General features: G+C 56.6%; 18 protein-coding genes and 1 tRNA gene. 11 read left to right on the top strand and 8 right to left on the bottom strand.

Annotated features, from left to right (window positions below; all coding sequences use genetic code 11):
- Window positions 1-172: 172 nt before the first annotated feature.
- Both ACPOL_RS34515 and ACPOL_RS36050 read right to left on the bottom strand, forming a co-directional pair.
- Complete coding sequence (locus ACPOL_RS34515) at window positions 173-1,171, bottom strand: ankyrin repeat domain-containing protein (RefSeq protein WP_236657227.1); 999 nt, start codon at window positions 1,169-1,171, stop codon at window positions 173-175.
- A complete protein-coding gene (locus ACPOL_RS36050) occupies window positions 1,102-1,503 on the bottom strand; it encodes a zinc-binding dehydrogenase (protein ID WP_201759091.1) in 402 nt (133 codons plus the stop codon). The genes ACPOL_RS34515 and ACPOL_RS36050 overlap by 70 nt, the downstream gene beginning before the upstream one ends.
- A gap of 63 nt (window positions 1,504-1,566) precedes the next feature.
- Between ACPOL_RS36050 and ACPOL_RS04260 the strand changes: the two genes are divergently transcribed.
- The gene (locus ACPOL_RS04260) at window positions 1,567-2,844 is read left to right on the top strand and encodes an IS110 family RNA-guided transposase (RefSeq protein WP_114205959.1); all 1,278 of its coding nucleotides are present in this window, start codon (window positions 1,567-1,569) and stop codon (window positions 2,842-2,844) included.
- Window positions 2,845-2,935: 91 nt separating this feature from the next.
- Here ACPOL_RS04260 and ACPOL_RS04255 read toward each other — a convergent pair whose 3' ends face one another.
- The 5 genes from ACPOL_RS04255 to ACPOL_RS04235 all read right to left on the bottom strand — a co-directional run bounded on the left by ACPOL_RS04255 (window position 2,936) and on the right by ACPOL_RS04235 (window position 6,151).
- Entirely contained in the window at window positions 2,936-3,517 is a 582-nt protein-coding gene (locus ACPOL_RS04255; RefSeq protein ID WP_150132899.1) for a DDE-type integrase/transposase/recombinase, read from the bottom strand.
- 68 nt (window positions 3,518-3,585) lie between these two features.
- Window positions 3,586-3,867, bottom strand: coding sequence for a transposase (locus ACPOL_RS04250; RefSeq protein WP_114205957.1), 282 nt, complete (start codon window positions 3,865-3,867; stop codon window positions 3,586-3,588).
- Between the two features lie 276 nt (window positions 3,868-4,143).
- Window positions 4,144-4,917, bottom strand: coding sequence for an ankyrin repeat domain-containing protein (locus ACPOL_RS04245; RefSeq protein WP_201759090.1), 774 nt, complete (start codon window positions 4,915-4,917; stop codon window positions 4,144-4,146).
- Between the two features lie 308 nt (window positions 4,918-5,225).
- Complete coding sequence (locus tag ACPOL_RS04240; protein WP_114205956.1) at window positions 5,226-5,807, bottom strand: carboxymuconolactone decarboxylase family protein; 582 nt, start codon at window positions 5,805-5,807, stop codon at window positions 5,226-5,228.
- 2 nt (window positions 5,808-5,809) lie between these two features.
- Complete coding sequence (locus tag ACPOL_RS04235) at window positions 5,810-6,151, bottom strand: hypothetical protein (protein WP_114205955.1); 342 nt, start codon at window positions 6,149-6,151, stop codon at window positions 5,810-5,812.
- Window positions 6,152-6,857: 706 nt separating this feature from the next.
- Between ACPOL_RS04235 and ACPOL_RS04225 the strand changes: the two genes are divergently transcribed.
- From ACPOL_RS04225 to ACPOL_RS04215, 3 genes are all read left to right on the top strand, one after another.
- Window positions 6,858-7,175 carry a chitobiase/beta-hexosaminidase C-terminal domain-containing protein gene (locus ACPOL_RS04225; RefSeq protein WP_114205953.1) on the top strand — a complete coding sequence of 106 codons (318 nt, stop codon included), beginning with the start codon at window positions 6,858-6,860 and terminating at the stop codon, window positions 7,173-7,175.
- 463 nt (window positions 7,176-7,638) lie between these two features.
- Window positions 7,639-7,778: transfer RNA gene (locus ACPOL_RS33090), tRNA-Cys, on the top strand.
- A 300-nt stretch (window positions 7,779-8,078) separates the two neighbouring features.
- The gene (locus tag ACPOL_RS04215; protein WP_114205952.1) at window positions 8,079-8,513 is read left to right on the top strand and encodes an MGMT family protein; all 435 of its coding nucleotides are present in this window, start codon (window positions 8,079-8,081) and stop codon (window positions 8,511-8,513) included.
- A 100-nt stretch (window positions 8,514-8,613) separates the two neighbouring features.
- On the opposite strand, the gene ACPOL_RS04210 is transcribed toward ACPOL_RS04215, so the two are convergent.
- Window positions 8,614-11,319, bottom strand: a complete 2,706-nt coding sequence (locus ACPOL_RS04210; protein WP_114205951.1) for a glycosyl hydrolase — start codon at window positions 11,317-11,319, stop codon at window positions 8,614-8,616.
- A gap of 552 nt (window positions 11,320-11,871) precedes the next feature.
- Here ACPOL_RS04210 and ACPOL_RS04205 point away from each other — a divergent pair.
- From ACPOL_RS04205 to ACPOL_RS04180, 7 genes are all read left to right on the top strand, one after another.
- Window positions 11,872-12,768, top strand: a complete 897-nt coding sequence (locus ACPOL_RS04205; RefSeq protein WP_114205950.1) for an alpha/beta fold hydrolase — start codon at window positions 11,872-11,874, stop codon at window positions 12,766-12,768.
- Complete coding sequence (locus ACPOL_RS04200) at window positions 12,765-13,463, top strand: alpha/beta fold hydrolase (protein ID WP_114205949.1); 699 nt, start codon at window positions 12,765-12,767, stop codon at window positions 13,461-13,463. Before ACPOL_RS04205 ends, ACPOL_RS04200 begins: the two co-directional genes overlap by 4 nt.
- Before the next feature lie 29 nt (window positions 13,464-13,492).
- Window positions 13,493-13,690: a hypothetical protein gene (locus tag ACPOL_RS33965; RefSeq protein WP_201759089.1), complete on the top strand. Its 198-nt coding sequence runs from the start codon at window positions 13,493-13,495 to the stop codon at window positions 13,688-13,690.
- The gene (locus ACPOL_RS04195; RefSeq protein WP_236657226.1) at window positions 13,687-14,463 is read left to right on the top strand and encodes a zinc-binding dehydrogenase; all 777 of its coding nucleotides are present in this window, start codon (window positions 13,687-13,689) and stop codon (window positions 14,461-14,463) included. Before ACPOL_RS33965 ends, ACPOL_RS04195 begins: the two co-directional genes overlap by 4 nt.
- Window positions 14,464-14,709: 246 nt before the next feature.
- Window positions 14,710-15,483, top strand: a complete 774-nt coding sequence (locus ACPOL_RS04190) for an SDR family oxidoreductase (RefSeq protein ID WP_114205948.1) — start codon at window positions 14,710-14,712, stop codon at window positions 15,481-15,483.
- Between the two features lie 100 nt (window positions 15,484-15,583).
- Window positions 15,584-16,120, top strand: coding sequence for a DUF417 family protein (locus tag ACPOL_RS04185; protein ID WP_114205947.1), 537 nt, complete (start codon window positions 15,584-15,586; stop codon window positions 16,118-16,120).
- A 210-nt stretch (window positions 16,121-16,330) separates the two neighbouring features.
- Entirely contained in the window at window positions 16,331-17,329 is a 999-nt protein-coding gene (locus ACPOL_RS04180) for a zinc-dependent alcohol dehydrogenase family protein (protein ID WP_114210584.1), read from the top strand.
- The last annotated feature ends 15 nt before the right edge of the window (window positions 17,330-17,344 follow it).

Genomic DNA, 17,344 nt, shown 5'->3' with positions numbered 1-17,344 from the left:
GTTCCTCAATTGTTGCGTTATCGCCACCGCACTCGAGTCGGCTTCTCGGAAGCAATCCGCCCAGGATTTCTCAAGTCGCGAGAACAGGCCTATGCACGTTTCCACGCCGGCCTCCCTCGACACGCGCTTTGGCGATTACGCTTCAAATAGAACGAACCGGGGCGACCATCCGCTATTCGTAGTCAGGTTTCAGGGGTATGAAGTATCGCCGTGCGTCAGGACGAAAGAGAACCCAGGCAATCAAGGCGAAGATGACCGAGTGGGTGACGACCTGACGTACTACTGGAAAGCTGATTCCCACGTGAAATGCCATCCAGATGAGCGCAAGCCAGCGTGCCCAGTTCCGGCCACGGAACATGAAGGCTCCTGCAATAAGAGTTAACAACTCGGTGAGTTCGATCCATATGCTCTCGTGTTGCATTGCTATCAGTTTGGGAACGTTGACGACAAATCCAATGGCTCCCACAGCAATGTAGAGGCAGGAGAGGAACAGAACCCCGATCGGGCGCCTGGCTGAATTCATGGCAGCACCTCCAGAACGGCATCGCTGGGTTCGAGTGCCTTCGGGGTCCGGCGGTAGAGCAGCTCCGGCGTCCAGAAGCGCGCACACTGTTCCCACAAAATCTCCTGTGCTACGATGCCAGCCATTTCCAGAAGCGTAGAGAGCCCATGACAGCGCAGTCCCCGAATACTCACCCGATTTTGTTTCAAGATCCGGCTGAAAGCGCAATATGTTTCGGGTCATTTCAGCATTGCCGTTGAAGCCGGCCCAGTGGAGCGCTGTGGCTCCCATCTCGCCCGGGGTATTGACTGGCCCGCCAGCCTCCAACATCAGTCGTACCGCCGTTGTATTGTTGCTCTGTGCGGCTGCCTGTAGCTTTCGCCGCTCCTCGTCCGAGAGAGTTTTGGCTGCGTCCGGATTCCGGGCCAAGTAAGCCTGAAACGTGCTTTCATCGCCCAGTTCACAGGCTAAAGCCAGCTTCAGATCCTCCGGAGTTCGCTCCATAAACTTGCCTTGCTCCACCTTCTTCGCAATTTCCTGTAGGGGAACATCGGAGAGAGGAAATCCCGGCGTCCCAAAGACAAACGAACCGAAGAACGTCAGATAGACACCACTGGCCATCTGTAGCAGCGGGTTGAATTCCTTGATGGGAGCCAGCCCCCGAGCCATCCGGCAAGACAGGCTCGGCCTCCGCGACGCAGAATGCGAAGCGAATCGAGAATGACGCTGTTACCAACCAGGTCAAGAACTGCGTCAATGTGTTTAGCTTCGGCGATGCGTGTTGAGAGTTCCGGACCCTCCAACTCTGCGCGATAGACACCAAGATCCTCCAGCTTCTTAAAGCGGTCTCGACTCCGAGTTGTGGCGATGACCTTTGCTCCAGCTTCCACCGCGAGGTTAAGCCCGTAGCACCACACGAAGCACTTGGAAGGAAGAGGTTGAGGAAGGCAGGAAGTCAGGTTTGGGGAGCGTAGCGACCGAGATCCGACTTCCTGGGCCATGGCTGGCCGTAGGTCTCCTAAGCTGAACGTATGCCTACTTTCACTTTTAGGAGAGAACCAACCATGTCCCTTGTCCAGCCTACTCAACCGTCCACCGTTCTGGTAGCGATCGATATTGCCAAGCTCCGTCACGATGTCCTGATCGAAGCTCCGGGATGGAAGAGCCGCAAGCGCCTGATCCTGCCCAACACCGCAGTCGAGTTCCGACTGTTTGCCGACTTTCTTCATGGCTTGAAGCACCCGGTGCGCATCGTCTTCGAGGCCACTGGGAACTACCATAGGCCGCTGGCGCACTTTCTGCAGGCCGAGGGTTTCCATCTGGAGCTGATCGCGTCCCTCGCTGTGGCGCGAACCCGCGAAGCCATGCATAACTCCTGGGACAAGAACGATCCGAAGGACGCCCAGGTCCTGCTCCATCTGCTCAAGACCGGCGTGACTCAGCACTACCATGACCCGCTCGTGAACCAGATCCATGACTTTCAGGAGCTGTCGCTCACCTATGCGCAGATCTCTCTTGAGAAGACCCGGACCCAGCATCGGCTCTTGACCCATTACCTGCCGCTCTACTTTCCGGAGATAGAGCGGTATTATCATGCCACGCGTTCTGAGTGGCTTCTCGCGTTCCTTCAGGTCTTCCCCACGCCTGCCCTGATTGCACGCCTCTCGATGGAAGACTTCGTTCAGCAAGCGTGGACGGTCGTCGGACGCAAGGTAAGTAAACAGCGGCTGCTAGAGGATATTTACCGCACGGCCCAGTCCTCCATCGGGATCCCCGTTGCTGAGGACTCAGAGGCCGTTGCGATGTTCCGCGTCGTACTCGGCGAGATGATCCGACTCTGCCAGCTCCGCGATCAACTGGAACAACGAGCTGCGCTTCACCTGAAGGAAAACGTCGACTTCAGGCGTCTCCAGCAGATGCCAGGCATCGGCCCTATCCTGGCGCTCACGATCCTGGCCGAAGCCGGCGACCTGCGCCGCTTCAATCACCATCGTCAGTTCCTCAAGTTCTGTGGCCTCGATCTCTCGACTCAGCAGTCGGGCCAGTTTCGAGGAGCGACCAAGCTGTCGAAATACGGCAACGCACGGCTTCGCTGCGCCTTCTGGATGGCCGCCACTGTGGCTGTGAGGCTGCGAGAGAACAGCTTCCGAGACAAGTTCGAACGATATCTCCGGCGTGATCCTGCCAGTGCCGACCGCAAGCGTATGGCGTATGTCGCCGTCGCCGCCAAGATGGCTCGCGTGGCTCATGGGATCATCAAGACCGGTACCGACTTCCGCTGCTTCTATGAGGCAGCGGCACCAAGTGGAAGAGCCGCTTCACCTGGGCCGTCGAGGCCGTAAGGACCTCGTAGATAATGATTCGGCCTTTCACTTGGTTGAGACTTCATTTTGAGTACAGTGGAGACTGCGCTCTTCGGCAGATCTCGTGTCGCTATGGTCGAACGCTCAGCCCTTGCTCGTGGAAGCCACTTGGAGGTACAGTCGTCGTCAAGCACATCCCATACGGGATGCTAAGGGACCTTCTCTTCTCTCCAGCTTTTCCTTCCTGTGTTAGTACGTTGTCCGAGCGCACATTTTCTGGCCGGCCACGCTCTTCGATCAGCCGCTCCAGCACCCGCGTCACGCGCCCTGAGCCGAGGCTGGTGTCGGCCTCCAGCGCCAGGCACTCGCGCGTGTACACGTCGACCACGCTCAGGATGCGCACCATCCGCCCCGTCGTCAACCCATCGACGATGAAGTCCATCGCCCACTCCTGGTTCGCTCCCGTCAGCCGCGGCTCGGCCGCGCGATCGCGCACCAGACGCTTGCGCCTCTTGCGCCGCACCATCAGTCGCTCTTCCACATACAGTCGATAGACCCGCTTCACGTTCACCTCGTGGCCGCACCGGCTCAACACCGCGTGCAGCCGCCGGTAGCCATAGCGCGGCTTCTGCCGGGCCAGCTTCACCAACGCCTCGCGCAACGCCGCGTTGCGGTCCGGCCGCGGCTCGTACCGGTAGCTTGACCTCTTCATGCCTAGCAGCTTGCAGGCCGTGCGCTCGCTCAAGCCATGCTCGGCCTGAGCGTACGCCACCGCTTCTCTCAGGCCGGCAAGCTCCAGCCGTTTTTTCGGATCACGCCCTTCAGCGCCTCGCCGTGAAGACTCAACTCCGCCACCAGCAGCTTCAGACGGCGGTTCTCGTCTTCAAGAGCCTTCAGACGTTGCGCTTCGCTCACGTCCATGCCGCCGTACTTCGACTTCCAGCCATAGAACGTCGCCGCGCTGATCCCGTGCTCCCGGCACAACTCCGCCGTCTTCACTCCTGCCTCATGCTGCTTCAAGATCCCGATGATCTGCTCTTCCGTGTAACGGCTCTTCTTCATACAAAATCCTCCCGTCTACATTACGAGAGAACTCCAGCTACCACTGGTACAGTTTTTTGGGGGCAGGTCATAAGCAGTTCAAAGACCTGCTCATGGCCGAATTCGCGTGCGACCACGTGCGCGGTTCGATTTGCCCCAAGCACCCAGATGTAAATTGTCCCCCTGCGCGAGGGTCTTTCTTTGGAAACCACGCTTCCGAAACCCTCATACGAATGCATGCGGGGTTCGTGTCTAGATGCTGCCGCACAAGCCTTTCATCGCCAAGTGCCGCCGCCATTAGCAGGTCGCTTCTGCATCCTTGCGATACAAGATAGCGAGCGATGTCCTGACGATCTTGTGGATAGTTACGCTTTTGCTCAACACGCAACATGTACTGGGCCGGCGTAGATTCGTGGTCCACGTCGAGCGCGTCGATCTCTGCACCATGATCCAGAAGAAACCGAGCAGTCTCAACCGTGAGGCGAAGTGGAGTGGCGTCTGTCCGTCTCCACCTTTTGCGTGGACAACGTTCTGATCTGCGGCGACCAATTCAGTCTGTCTTGCGATCATTCCGAGCCGCGCAGCCGCGTGCACGTCGATCACCGCGCCGCGCTCGACCAGAAAATTAACCAGGGTTGGATCACAGTCATCGAGAAGGCCGAAACCGCCTGCCCACCACTCGGTTCGTTTGTGAATGTCCGCGCCTGCATCCAACAGAACGTCAATGGTCGCACGATCGCTTCTTTGCACCGCCGCAAACAGAGCATGTTGGCCAAAGCCATAGTTGGGCAGCGGTTTGTTAATCTTCGCCCTCAATTCTGGATAGCTTTCAAGAAGTTCGCGAGCCCGCTGCGCACCCTGATCTCGAATGGCAGCAGTCAAGGCCTCCGCAGGCGTAAGGCCCAATGTGATCACGTACGATTTCAGTCTCGCCCAGTCGGCAAAACCATACTCCCTAGCCAGTGCATGATGTGCATCGGCCAGCTTGCCCGGGGACGCCGTGCGTTGTAATTGTTTGGCTTGCTTCCTCAGATATTCGAGGCTCGGTTTTGCGGGCAGCTCACGAAACATACACTTCTCCTCTTGTATCCGGTGTCCGCTGCACGGGCAAAAGAGAAGTCATGAGACTGTGCTTGCAGGTGGAATCAGGTGGGATCTTCCCTTTCCGCGGACGGGGTGCAACCTGAATTGCAGAATTTAAATTTACCATAATGCGCGCTGAGCTGGCCGGCCTTCAGGCCCAATGCACTCGCAAGGCGAGGACGGTACTAAAGCTGAGCATATTAGTCCTGAGAAACGCCGGTCTAGCTAGCAAGTCCCAACTGACGAAAAGCCGATCTCTGAGGGCTCTACCCAAGAGCCTTAGCAACTCTTCCTGATCAGCGATACCCCCGCGACAGTAGATATTTCGCACCCGATTCGAGGCCTTTTGGGCTCGGAACAGCAAAGCCAAATGCATCAGCCAGCCTCCCGATGACATTGAACGAAAAGCAAACGGCAAGCGCGTCTTCAATTTGTTCAACGGTTGCACCGGCAACGAGAACCGCTTTTATGTCCTGAGCATCCATCCTTTGCTCACGCGTCAGCTTTCCTAACATGAGCATAGTGGCTTTAAGCGGCTCGTCAAGGTTTGCTGTGCTGAGATTAAGCAACGCATCGGAGACCTTCTGGCCGTCCTGGTATGCCAGCCGGGCGACGGCTGAGTGCGCCCCCGTACAGAATTCGCACCGATTGTTCTTGGCTATGTACGCTGCCATAAGTTCACGATCTGCAACAGACCAGGCGGATGGACCACGCATCGTTTCCTGCGTGACCATGCCCATTAAATTGCCGTAGAAATCAGGTCGATATTTCACCAGCTTGACCACGTCCAATAGGGGTTGGCGCGAAGCCATTTCAATGATTGCGAATAGAGCCTTTGTACCGATGCGGTGACCACTATTGAGAATAGCTAGGCGCATGCTCATACCTCTCCCACTGTCTGGCGAAGAGCTGCGATCCCGGCTTCGTATTGTCTTGTGGCTTGTCCGACTGCGGCGCAGATAACAAGTTCAAAGATCTGGTCTTCACTAAGGCCCGAAGCTTTAGCTGCGGCGATATCCTCGTCCATAATCCGGTTCGCCTTTTTTGCCACCTCGTCCATAATCCGGTTCGCCTTTTTTGCCACCTCGTCGATCAGACTATGCCCTGGTCCCGCACCATCGGTGTTATTGAATGCTGCCTGCCGCTCAGACCCGGTCGTTTTGCCTTCACCGTCTAGTATCCGTCTGGTAAACATCTCTCGCGCACGACTGATGTCAGACATAGACTCTCCATTGACCATCGAAGACAATGAAAAGGCTAGAACATATATAGTTCATCTGACAACCGCACACGACACTGGCAATCGCAACCCTGATAAACGCAGGCTTTCTGGCACGTCCGAGGAGACGACGACAACTAGCGCTGAAACACGACGCCACATATCTTTAAGTGACAGGCCCTGTACATTGGGTGTGGTTGGGGCAGTGTTCGAGCACCGCCCCATTTGGCCAACTGCTGATTACGCGTAGGTTGCCGTGACCTCCTGTGATGTCGCGTCGTATTCTGGGTCTTCGGCCTTCGCTACGCGGTCGATCTGCGAAGCATAGACCTCGTACCGAACGAGCTTGAGGGTTTCGCCCCGTCAAGCATTGCAAGAGCAATCTTCCACTGACCCCAAAGAAAGACCTATCCTCATCTCATCCAATCTACCTCAGGTGAAAAGAATAAAGAAGAAAGTAAGCACAGGTTCTCTATCGCGCATCCGCTCCTCGGCCTCGCGTTCGTTTGCCTTGCGCATTTCGCCCTTGCAGACAGTATAAGGCGAACGAAAGGCGAATATATCAACAGATTCCCGCGCACAACTCTTGGCCGAGAAGCACGGAACCCGAGCGGTTGTGTTGTCGATCTCCGGTCTCTGCCTGGCATACAACCGGCTGCGCCGCCGGTTGCGCCAAGCCTGACTATAACCCTGAAGCCCTCCCTCGGATTTGGCCCTAGGTCCAAGCGGAACCCCGACCTACCCGAAGCCGGACGGCACGTACCGGCCCTTGGAGAAGGTCACGATCTCCACGACGCTCTCAGGGGCAGCCATCTACTACACGACCGACGGGTCGACGCCGACAGCGTCTTCGACGGAGTACACCGGGCAGATCACCCTTACTGCCAGTGAAGTTGTCAAAGCAATCGCGGTTTCTGGCGGGGTCGCGAGCGAGGTCGGGGCAGCAAACTACGTTGTAAACTATGCAGCGATCGCCACAACCACGACTCTCGCCTCATCGCAGAATCCTTCTACCTTGGAAGTCTAGTGACCTTTAAGGCCACCGTGACATCGGCGTCCGGACTAGGGGCAATTTTTACGATATTCAGAAGACTTACATTTCGCTCGCCACGTTCGATTCCGCCGATATAAGTCCAGTGAAGGGGACACCCAGCGTCTTTCGTGAGGTCTTCTGGTCCGCTGGCGCAATCCTGCTCTTGAGAGCGCTGGCGATGGTCGACCGCATCAACGTGATCGGAAAAGCAACTCGTGAATGTGCTTTAACCCGTGATCAACCTTTTGCGGGAGTGCCGAAAGATGTAGGGCTGGTGCGAGGCGCCTTCGCCGGTCAACCCGGAAACCTATCGAGACGTGTCCGGACACCGGGGAGACGTGTCGCGACTACCAGAGCCAGAGACAAGGTGGCTCACCGGCGCGGATGGACCATGACGACGGAAATCAGCGTCACCAAGAGCACTGTAGCGGATACTGTAGCGGGCACCCGTTTAGCTGGGCTTGTACCCTCTCGGACTGAAATCGCGTATATCGCTGAATTTATGACCAGCCACAAGCCAGTACAAACTCATCAAAGTTGACTGGAGAGGTCTGCAAAACCTTTATGCGTCGGTTCGATCCCGACCCGCGCCCTCCAATGTTTTAGAGCTCGCTGCTTTCTCTTGTTATCTTGCTGCTTTCTCTTGTGGTTCTCTTCAGGCATTCACGGAAACCGCAGCGAATGGCTATCGTTTCGTATTGCCAGTGGAACATCAATCCTCCCCGATCGAACCTACAGTCGACTATTGAGGATGGGGCCGGGAAATAGCTGTCTGATATTGCTCCGCCTGGGGTTTCAAATGGGCGCAGCCTTTTCGGCAGGGCCATACGAGAGGAAAGGCGATGACGCCCGCAAGAGTTGCGACCGATGCGAACCCGATGTTATCTAAAAACACAAATGAGCATCGGGTCCAAATCGAAGCGACGGACGCAACCGGCAACCTCGGTCTTCGACCAACTCTCAATCGAACAGAGCAAACGAGCCTTGCTTCGCGATGCGCTGCGACCTAACGAGGAGCGCGATATCGCATTTCGACGGATGATCCTCTCGATCCCAGCAGGCAAGGTGAGCACCTACGGCAGCGTCGCCGCCGCTGCCGGCTACCCGCGATATCATCGCGCCGTCGCCGGGCTTCTTCGGCTGGACCCCGTCGACCAACTGCCGTGGCATCGGGTTCTTGGAGCGGGCGGCGAGATCAAGCTGCGTGGTGATGCGGCCCACGAACAACGCGCGCGCCTAGAGCTGGAACGTGTGAATTTCCAAGGGAAGCGAGTTGACATGGACAAGTTCGAGCACCTGTTCAAACCCTGGGAGGTCTATGAGGACGAGTGACGACGCCCGGCGGATTCTGGCGACCTGGGCTCGCTGTCAAAGGACCTCAGAAATACTGCTATGGACCTCAGGAACACTGCTATGGACCTCAGGAACACTGCTAGTGAGACTCCTCCGCGATCAGGCGAATATTTCCGAGCAAACCTGAACTCACAGGCTGCACCTTATCCAGATCCTGCATTTGAAAGCGGTCACCGTACTTGGCGATCAGCGGCTTGTAGTCATGCGGCGGCATGGCCGCCCAGCCATTGATCGCAGTGTTATAAACGCGGACTTCTATATGGTTTTCTCCAGGTCTGAGATACGGGCCGACGGCAATGCGATAGGGCGGGTGCCACAAGAAACCGGCGCGATGTCCATTGATAAAGACGATCGCGGCCTCGCGGACTGGGGGCTCGTACCAAGCCCTCATTCCTGGGCCTGAAGGCGCGGTAACGGGCGCCGTCACTGACCTGCCGCCTTCTATCTCAAGAAAAGTAACCCCGGAAGGCAGACTCTTCAGAAGAAAGTCACGCTGATAAACAGCGACACCGGAGTAGAACTTAGTGGAGGGATCTGCTAGCCAATCGGTCAGAGACTGTTCGTTCACCGACTTATGCAGAGTGGGGAAGATCACGTTCCAGTCTGCATTCAAATCGGCGACCTGCTTCATTGGTCGTTGCTGCAAAGGCGCAGATGGCGGAGTATCGCTGAAGACAAATACTGCCGAACCGTATGGCGCAAACTCAATAGGCGTGTCAATCGATAAGATGCGCCCGGGGACAGCGGCGCCGGTGCCGGCATCCCACTGTTCTCCAAACTTGTAGGTCGTCGAGAATGTCGCGTGGGCCGTGGTCGGATGATTCGAAGTATTCACCACAAAGTAGATGTCAGCGTTGGATAGTTTACGCCGCACGAAGCCGATCTCGTCCTTGTCGCTGGTAAGTTGAAGATCGGGTATCGCAGCCTTATGAAGCGCGGCTCCAAGAGTTGACTCGTCCGGAACGAAGGTGGACTTCGAAAGCTCGAAGAGCTGACGCGAGAGCGAAGTCACCTCGGCATCCGCCTGCCCTTCACCATCAAGCGACGGCGCGCGTCCCACAGAAATAACCCGGCCGCCTGCGGAGACATAGTGTTGAATCTTTCGAAGAGCAGCCACTGGAATTCTCTCAGTTGGCGGAATAACAAGGACCGGTGAAGGAATGCCCAAGCGATCGATTGCATCGGCATCGATGAAGTCGACGTTGTATCCGGCGCTCAGAATTGAGGACATCAACGCTGGACTGATAAGGCGAGCCATCTCTCCGGTCACCGTGACATGGCCGGGAGAGAAAGAGGCCCACGCATCATCGGTAGGCAGCAGCAGTGCGATCTGGGTTGCCGGCTCGCCCTGGCGCAGCAGATAACTCACACGCTGCATGTAGCGGGCAACGTCCGGCATCACCGGATGCCATGGGTTGTGATCGTTGAAGACAGCGGCGGCGTAGAGCGACCAGCCCGGCTCTCCCGCTTCGGGCGGCGAGTAAGGCCAGCCATGACAGATAATTTGGTTGACCCCTATCAGGAAATGAAGATCGACCTCCGCCTTCATGTCGAGCGGCGTCGCGCGGAAGACAGGCGAATGAAGCCAGGTAAACGTCTCGGCAGAGGTCACGTTGTTGCCGAACAGATGGTTAGCTGAGCTCGCCCAGCGCAGGGTTGAGAACGCGCGCCATTGTGGACCTTCGCCCTCGGGGAGCGCCACCAGGCGCTGGCTGGATAAGCTCACTGCGGGCTCTCCGTAGGTCTGCGAACGGAACTTCGTATGGTGGCCAATCGCCCACGCATTGATTTGAGAGAGATAATTTTCATCAACCAGTTCGGTGAGTGTTTTTCCCCAGTCATGACGAACTTTTTCGGCTGCCGGAGTTCCTCCACTCACGAGTTCGGGCAAGTGCGGAAGCAGGTCGTAACCCCGCCGCTTGTGAAATTGGTCGGGGAGTTCAGGAGTCCAGTCTGCCCCGTAGGCCTCGAGCGAGTCCGAGAAGATGGCGTAGGGCGGCGTCGTCCCAAAGGCGCTCAGCAAAGGTTCGCCCACGGATTTCAGGTGGGTGGCTACCGCCTCGCGACTAAAGGGGTCAAGCACCCAGCCTTCGGCGCCCACCGCCGCCCGTTTCACCCTTTGACGGGTGTGCCCTGCGATGAAGATCAAAGCGGTCCGTGACGTCTTGCTTGGAGCAATGCCTCTTGTCGGATTCAACGCCAGCAACTGGGCAGTCGCAGCGTCCCAATGCTTTGGCTCGCCGCTCACGAGCGAGATTGAGATGACTGACTCGCCCTCCTCCAGTTGAAAAGCAGGCAGCCTAGTCGCATCGGGCGGAATAGCGATTTCCAAGCAGCGGAGCCGGCCAGCCGCCTGGGCCAACGAAGTGGCCGGCCCACCGTAGGGCCACCCACTCCCCAACGTGACATCGATGCGAAGCCCGAGCTTGCGGCCTTCAGACTGCGCGTAAGTGACATCATCGAGCATCGCCGCGCTCAGGAATGGCCGATTGATCAGCCCTTTGGCCGGATCGTCGACAACCTGCGGATATTCAAAGGCGAGTTCCGCTCCTCCGAACCCGTCGGCCTTCATCTGCTGCAATTCGCGAAGCATCTCCGGCTTTTCAGCCGCAATTCCAAACCACCACCAGCGCACCATCGGTTTGGCGGTATCGGGAGGATTGGCAAAACCTCGGCGCAGATCTTCCACCAAAGACTGTCCTTGAAGAGGAGGCAAAACAGAGAACAAAAGCGATGCAAGAGCGAAGCACCAATGTGCGCGCGAGCGCTGCACAGAGTTCGTCATTTTTTCCTCATGTCCATTTCGGATGCTAATTGTGACCTGACAACGACTACGAGGTCTACTTGATTTTTTGAGATCGTAGTTTGCACCCCGAGTACATGCCGCTAAACCGTAAATCGGTAAAGGGGATTTCTGGTGTTGTGCTTCACCAGGCTACCCGAACGCGACATTGAGGTTTGGCAAATCGTAATCCGTACATCCCCGAGGCAAGAGTCTTCTTCTATGACGGGACCATCCTGTCCAATCAGGGATTACTTGCGGCATAGCCTTTGTGACAAAGCTCCCGACCAACTCCCGTCGCTGTCGAAAATCCGTCGCCCAGTGGACACTACGGGGACGATATCTTTTCCCGCTCCGAAAATTTATCTCGTGCGCCCGCAAGGAGTTAACAGTTCGGCCACCTTCCGCCTAAGAGGCTTGAGATTTGGCACTACGGTTGCCCTTACCTTGCCCGCGTCGACTCGCTGGTCTCACCTCGATGCGCAACCCGTACGAAAGCGCAGCAGAAAGTGCTGCACTAGCAAACCGATCAAGCATCGAGTCAAAAGGAGTTCTATGAGTACCGTTCTTCCTAAGTTCGCAATACCTGTGACCTCCGTTCATAGGGTTGAAGTAGATGGGGTCGACGTATTCTACCGGAGGGCGGGCGACACAAATGCGCCGGTCGTGCTCTTGTTGCATGGCTTCCCTACATCTTCGTTCATGTTTCGCGAGCTGATTCCTCGTCTCGCGGAGCGCTTCCAAGTGATCGCACCAGACCTGCCCGGCTTTGGGTTCACGACGGTACCTGAAAAACGAGCTTATAGGTATTCATTCGACGGATTAGCGCACACTCTGGAGGCTTTCACTGACGCCCTCGGTCTCACCCGCTATGCAATTTACGTCTTCGATTATGGAGCACCCACAGGCTTCCGTCTCGCGATGCACCACCCGGAGCGGGTGACGGCCATCATTTCGCAGAACGGCAATGCTTACGAAGAGGGACTGGGCGACGCCTGGGGCCCGATCAGGAAATATTGGTCAGCGCCGACCGAAGAAAATCGGGAAGTCATCCGCCAAAACATCTTGACTCCAGAAGGCACCCGCTGGCAATACACACACGGAGTAACAAATCCGGAATCCATTGCGCCCGAATCCTACACCTTGGATGCCGCGTTGCTCGAACGCCCGGGAAACAAGGAGATTCAGCTCGATCTATTCCTCGACTACGCATCGAACGTGAAACTTTACCCCAAGTTTCAGGAATATTTTCGCAAGTCAAACCCGCCCTTACTGGCGATCTGGGGCAAGAACGATCCCTTCTTCATTCCTGCGGGAGCGGAGGCCTTCCGAAAAGATTTGCCAGACGCGCAGGTTAAGTTCCTGGATACTGGTCACTTCGCGATTGAGACCCACCTTGTGGAGATCGCTTCTGCTATGGAGGATTTTCTTGATAAGGAGTTTTCGCGATGACATCTTCTCCTCAAGCGGGCACGGTCGTACTGGTGCACGGAGCCTGGGCTGATGGATCTTGTTGGAGCAACGTCGTTCTTCCTTTGATAGGTAAAGGATTTCACGTGACGGCAGCGCCACTTCCCCTCACAACTCTCGCCGAGGACACGGACATTCTTCATCGTGCGATCGAAAGGGCCATCGGTCCGGTGGTTCTCGTCGGACACGCGTATGCGGGGGCAGTGATCGCTGCAGTTCAAGACGATCGAGTGAAGTCACTGGTGTACATCGCGGCGCTAGCGCCTGATGAGGGAGAGACTGTCGCGGATGTCTTTTACCGTACGCCGTCCCATCCCCAGGCTCCGCAACTCGCTCCCGATTCGTATGGCCTGATATGGATGCCTGGAGAGGGATTCGGCAATGCGGTGGCCCACCAAGCGACTGCCGATCAGCTAGCCATTATGGCGGCGGTGCAGCGGCCAATCTCGGTGAACTGCATCCAGGAGAAGGCGCCGGTTCCGCAGTGGAAGACAAAGCCCTCATGGTATCTGATTGCAGAGGACGACCGCATGATCAATCCAAAGACTCAGCGGTTCATGGCTGGCCGAATGAACGCAACCATACGCTCGCACACCGTGGACCACACTCCTATGTACAGCGCTCCGGACAAAGTTATAGACATCGTCCTTGAAGCCGCTAACGCAACGCTTTCGTAGAACAGCACGCCAATAAAGGAGAATCTGTGATGCGCGCCGTCGTGCTCGATCACTTCGGAGGTCTGGACAGCCTGGTGATCAAGGAGATCCCTGAGCCAGAGCCAGAACCGGGGAAAGTTGTCATTCAGATCAAGGCGTTTGGCATCAATCACGCCGAGATGCACATGCGGCGTGGAGAATGGGCGGAAGCGGCCCCGTCAGCGGCATTGAATGTGTCGGCATCGTGAAGTCGTGCCCTGGCGGCGAGTTTGCGGTCGGAAGCAAGGTTGCCGCTCTCATGGGCGGTTTGGGACGAACCATCAATGGCAGCTACGCCGAATACACGCGCGCCAACGTTGGTGGCGTTGTTGAGATCGAGTCCAGTCTGCCATGGGAGGAACTCGCGGCCCTGCCTGAATCTTATGCGACCGCATGGACGTGCCTTTTCCGCAATCTGGAGCTTACGGCAGGACAGACGTTGCTAGTTCGCGGCGCCACATCCTCTTTCGGCATCGCCGCTCTTAACCTCGCGGTGGAAGCTGGAGCAAAGGTCATCGCCACAACTCGGAGTCGAGACCGCTTTAAGAAGCTGGAGGATCTTGGTGTCTATCGCGCAGAGTTGGAGGGTCCGGAACTCTCAACACGCATCGCCGAAGCTAAACACATTGACGCAGTTCTTGACCTGGTTGGTAACAGCGTCATTCTCGATTCGCTTCGCATTCTGCGTCGCGGAGGCCGAGCCTGTCTTGCCGGATGGCTCGGGGGGCTGGCTCCCATCAAGGAATTCAACCCGCTGCTACAGATGGCCAGTGGTGTCTATCTGACGTTCTTCGGTTCGTTTGTCTTTGGGACGCCGGGATTTCCTCTCTCCGATGTTCCCCTACAGGAAATTGCGAAGAAGGTGGAGCAAGGCAAGTTCCAGGCAAAACCCTCACGAGTGTTTCGCTTCGAAGATATTCGCGAGACGCATCGCTTGATGGAAGCCAATGAGGCGAATGGCAAGTTGGTCGTGAAACTTTGAAGCTTGCCAAGGGCCTACAGAGCAGCGCCACGTCTTCTTGGAGCGTCAGCGGTTTACGGATGGCCACATGGTCGCCGACACTTGCTCTCCATCGTGAACCACTTACTCCATGTGAGTTCTGGCGGAGCTTATGGTTGACCAACTAAGAAAGATGCCTGACGAATTCCTGCCACCCAACAAGTGTTTGGAGCGACAGTGTCGCTTCCGAGGACATAAGGTCGGGGCTTGCACAACCAATGAGGAACTATGACAAACAATTCCGTCGCAATCGTCACCGGCGCGAGCCAAGGCATCGGTCGCGCCACCGCGTTGCGTTTAGCGCACGATTTCTCAGCTGTTGTCGTTGTAGCAAGAAACAACGACGAATTGGAGAAGACTGCTTCCGCAGTCCACTCCGCTGGTGCACAGTCTCTGATCTATGCGCTCGACCTGCGTGAACCTCAGTCGGCTGAAATCCTCGTCGCGGGTACCCTCGAACGGTTTGGCCGAATCGATGCTTTGCTCAATATTGCCGGCGCTGTCCCTCAGATCGACCTGTTCGAGATGACCGATGCGCAATGGGATGATGGCATGGCGCTTAAGCTACATGGCGCGCGCCGCCTGACGGTGAAAGCCTGGGAAGCGCTGAAAGCTTCAAACGGATCGGTAGTGTTGATCTCCGGAAGCGCGGCCCTTGATCCTAAGCCGGGTTTCGCCGCGGTGGCTGCGGTCAACGCCGCCATAATTGCCCTCGCCAAGGCTTTTGCCGAACAGGGTATTAAAGATGGGGTCCAGGTCAACAGCGTCGTTCCAGGCGCGGTGATGACCGGCCGTCGCCGCTCTTTCCTTGAACACTGGGCTCTGGAACACCGCGTGAGCGTGGAGGAGGCCATGAAGCAGTTTCCTGAAAAGGCCGGGATCGCTCGCTACGGCACACCCGAAGAGATCGCGGACCTGATGGCCTATCTGGTGTCGCCCGCAGCGAAGTGGATGACAGGAACTTCCGTGCGCATGGACGGTGGCGAGACCAAAGGCATCTAGTGCGGAAACAGTGTCTGACAGGCGGATCTCGACTTTGCATTACACCCAGGCATTTTAATTGCGTCATGTAAGACCCACGAGGGAACGAAAGGCCGGCAAAATGAAAACTCTAGTTACTCCAGAAATGCACGAGGTTTCTCGCGCACAAGCCAAGAGCAAGCTAACCCAATTGGCAGCATGGACGCACGAGCGAAATCTGCCATTTCTGATCACCAGCGTCGGCATGATTGTCATGCTGCTTTGGGCTGGATCCTACAAAATGACTGCGCCCGGAGCCGAAGGTATCGTTCCCTTGGTCTCGAATAGCCCGCTGATCAGCTGGCACTTCAAAGTGTTCGGTCCCTATATCGGCTCCGATCTCATCGGGCTTACCGAGATGGTCGCCGCCGCATTGATCATCGCGGGGTATTGGCGACCTAAAGCCGGTATCATTGGCGGCCTGATCGCATCAGTCATGTTCTTTACAACCAGCACAATGGTCATCACGACTCCAGGCGCAATTATTTCTGTTCATGGGATGAGATACATGAGCTTCCTGGGCCTGTTTCTCTTCAAGGATGTTATCTCGCTCGGAGTTTCGTTCTACTTGATCAGCTACTTCGGGAAACAGGCCATTCTGGCGGAAAATAAGGGCTGATCATCGAAACAAATGGTATGGCCTGTGGAGAACCTCGTTGACGACGAGCCCTCTGATCGCTTTGAAAGAACGGTCACCGCCGGGATCGTGCACCCGGACCCCTTCAGCCCATCGCTAAACCCAGACGGCCTGGGTAGAGAATATTGAATGCTGAGTCCTGCCACCTTCGATGTTCATCAAAACAAAAAACTCTGTTGTTGCGAGGCAGCCATGTCCAGCACAGTCAAGATCGTTCGCTTCCATAAAACCGGCCCGGCCGAAGTCCTTCAATTCGACGAACTCCCGCTACCTGAGCCTGGCCCGGGTGAGATCCGTCTCCGTGTCAAAACTCTCGGATTGAACCGCGCTGAGGTCATGTTTCGAAACGGTCAATACCTCGAGACACCTCTCCCTCCGTCCAAGAACGGCTACGAAGCCGCAGGCATCATCGAAGCCGCAGGGCCTGGTGTCGATACCAGTTGGATCGGGAAAACCGTCAGCACGGTTCCAGGAACCTTCAAACTCAACGACCATGGAGTCTACGGCGAAGTTGCTATTGTCCCTCTACATGGAATCGCCGAATACCCCTCAAATCTCTCGTACGAACAGGGAGCGTCCATCTGGATGCAGTACCTCACCGCGTACGGCGCGCTCATTTGGCTTGGCAAAGTTGTCAAAGGGGATTTCGTCATCATCACCGCTGCCAGCAGCAGTGTAGGCATAGCTGCCATCGAGATGGTCAAGGTAGAGGGCGCCATCAGCATCGCCGTCACCCGCACCCGAGCCAAAGAAGCTGAGCTGCTCAACCGCGGAGCAGACCATGTCATCGTAACCGATGAGGAAGATCTGGTGGCCCGCGTCAACGACATCACCTCGGGAAGAGGCGCGCGCATCGTCTTCGATCCCATCGGGGGAAAACTCCTCGAATTGCTCGCCGTCGCCGCAGCGCCCAAGGGAATCATCTTCGAATACGGTGCCCTGGCGCCTGAGCCAACCCCTTACCCGCTCTTCACGGCGCTTGCCAAGGCCCTCACCGTCCGGGCCTACACTCTCTTTGAGCTGACACCCGATCCAGTGTTCCCCGAGGCGAAGCAATACATCTTCGACCATCTTGCTTCAGGTGCTTTCAAGCCTCTCATCGATAAGACATTTCCTTTCGCTGAGATCGTCGAAGCTCATCGCTATATGGAGTCGAACGCTCAGATCGGGAAGATCGTCGTTACTCTATGATTAGATCGGAGGATT

Source organism: Acidisarcina polymorpha, assembly GCF_003330725.1.
GTDB lineage: Bacteria > Acidobacteriota > Terriglobia > Terriglobales > Acidobacteriaceae > Acidisarcina > Acidisarcina polymorpha.
The sequence above is the reverse complement of the archived record's forward strand: the minus strand, read 5'-3'. Positions and strand labels throughout refer to the sequence as shown.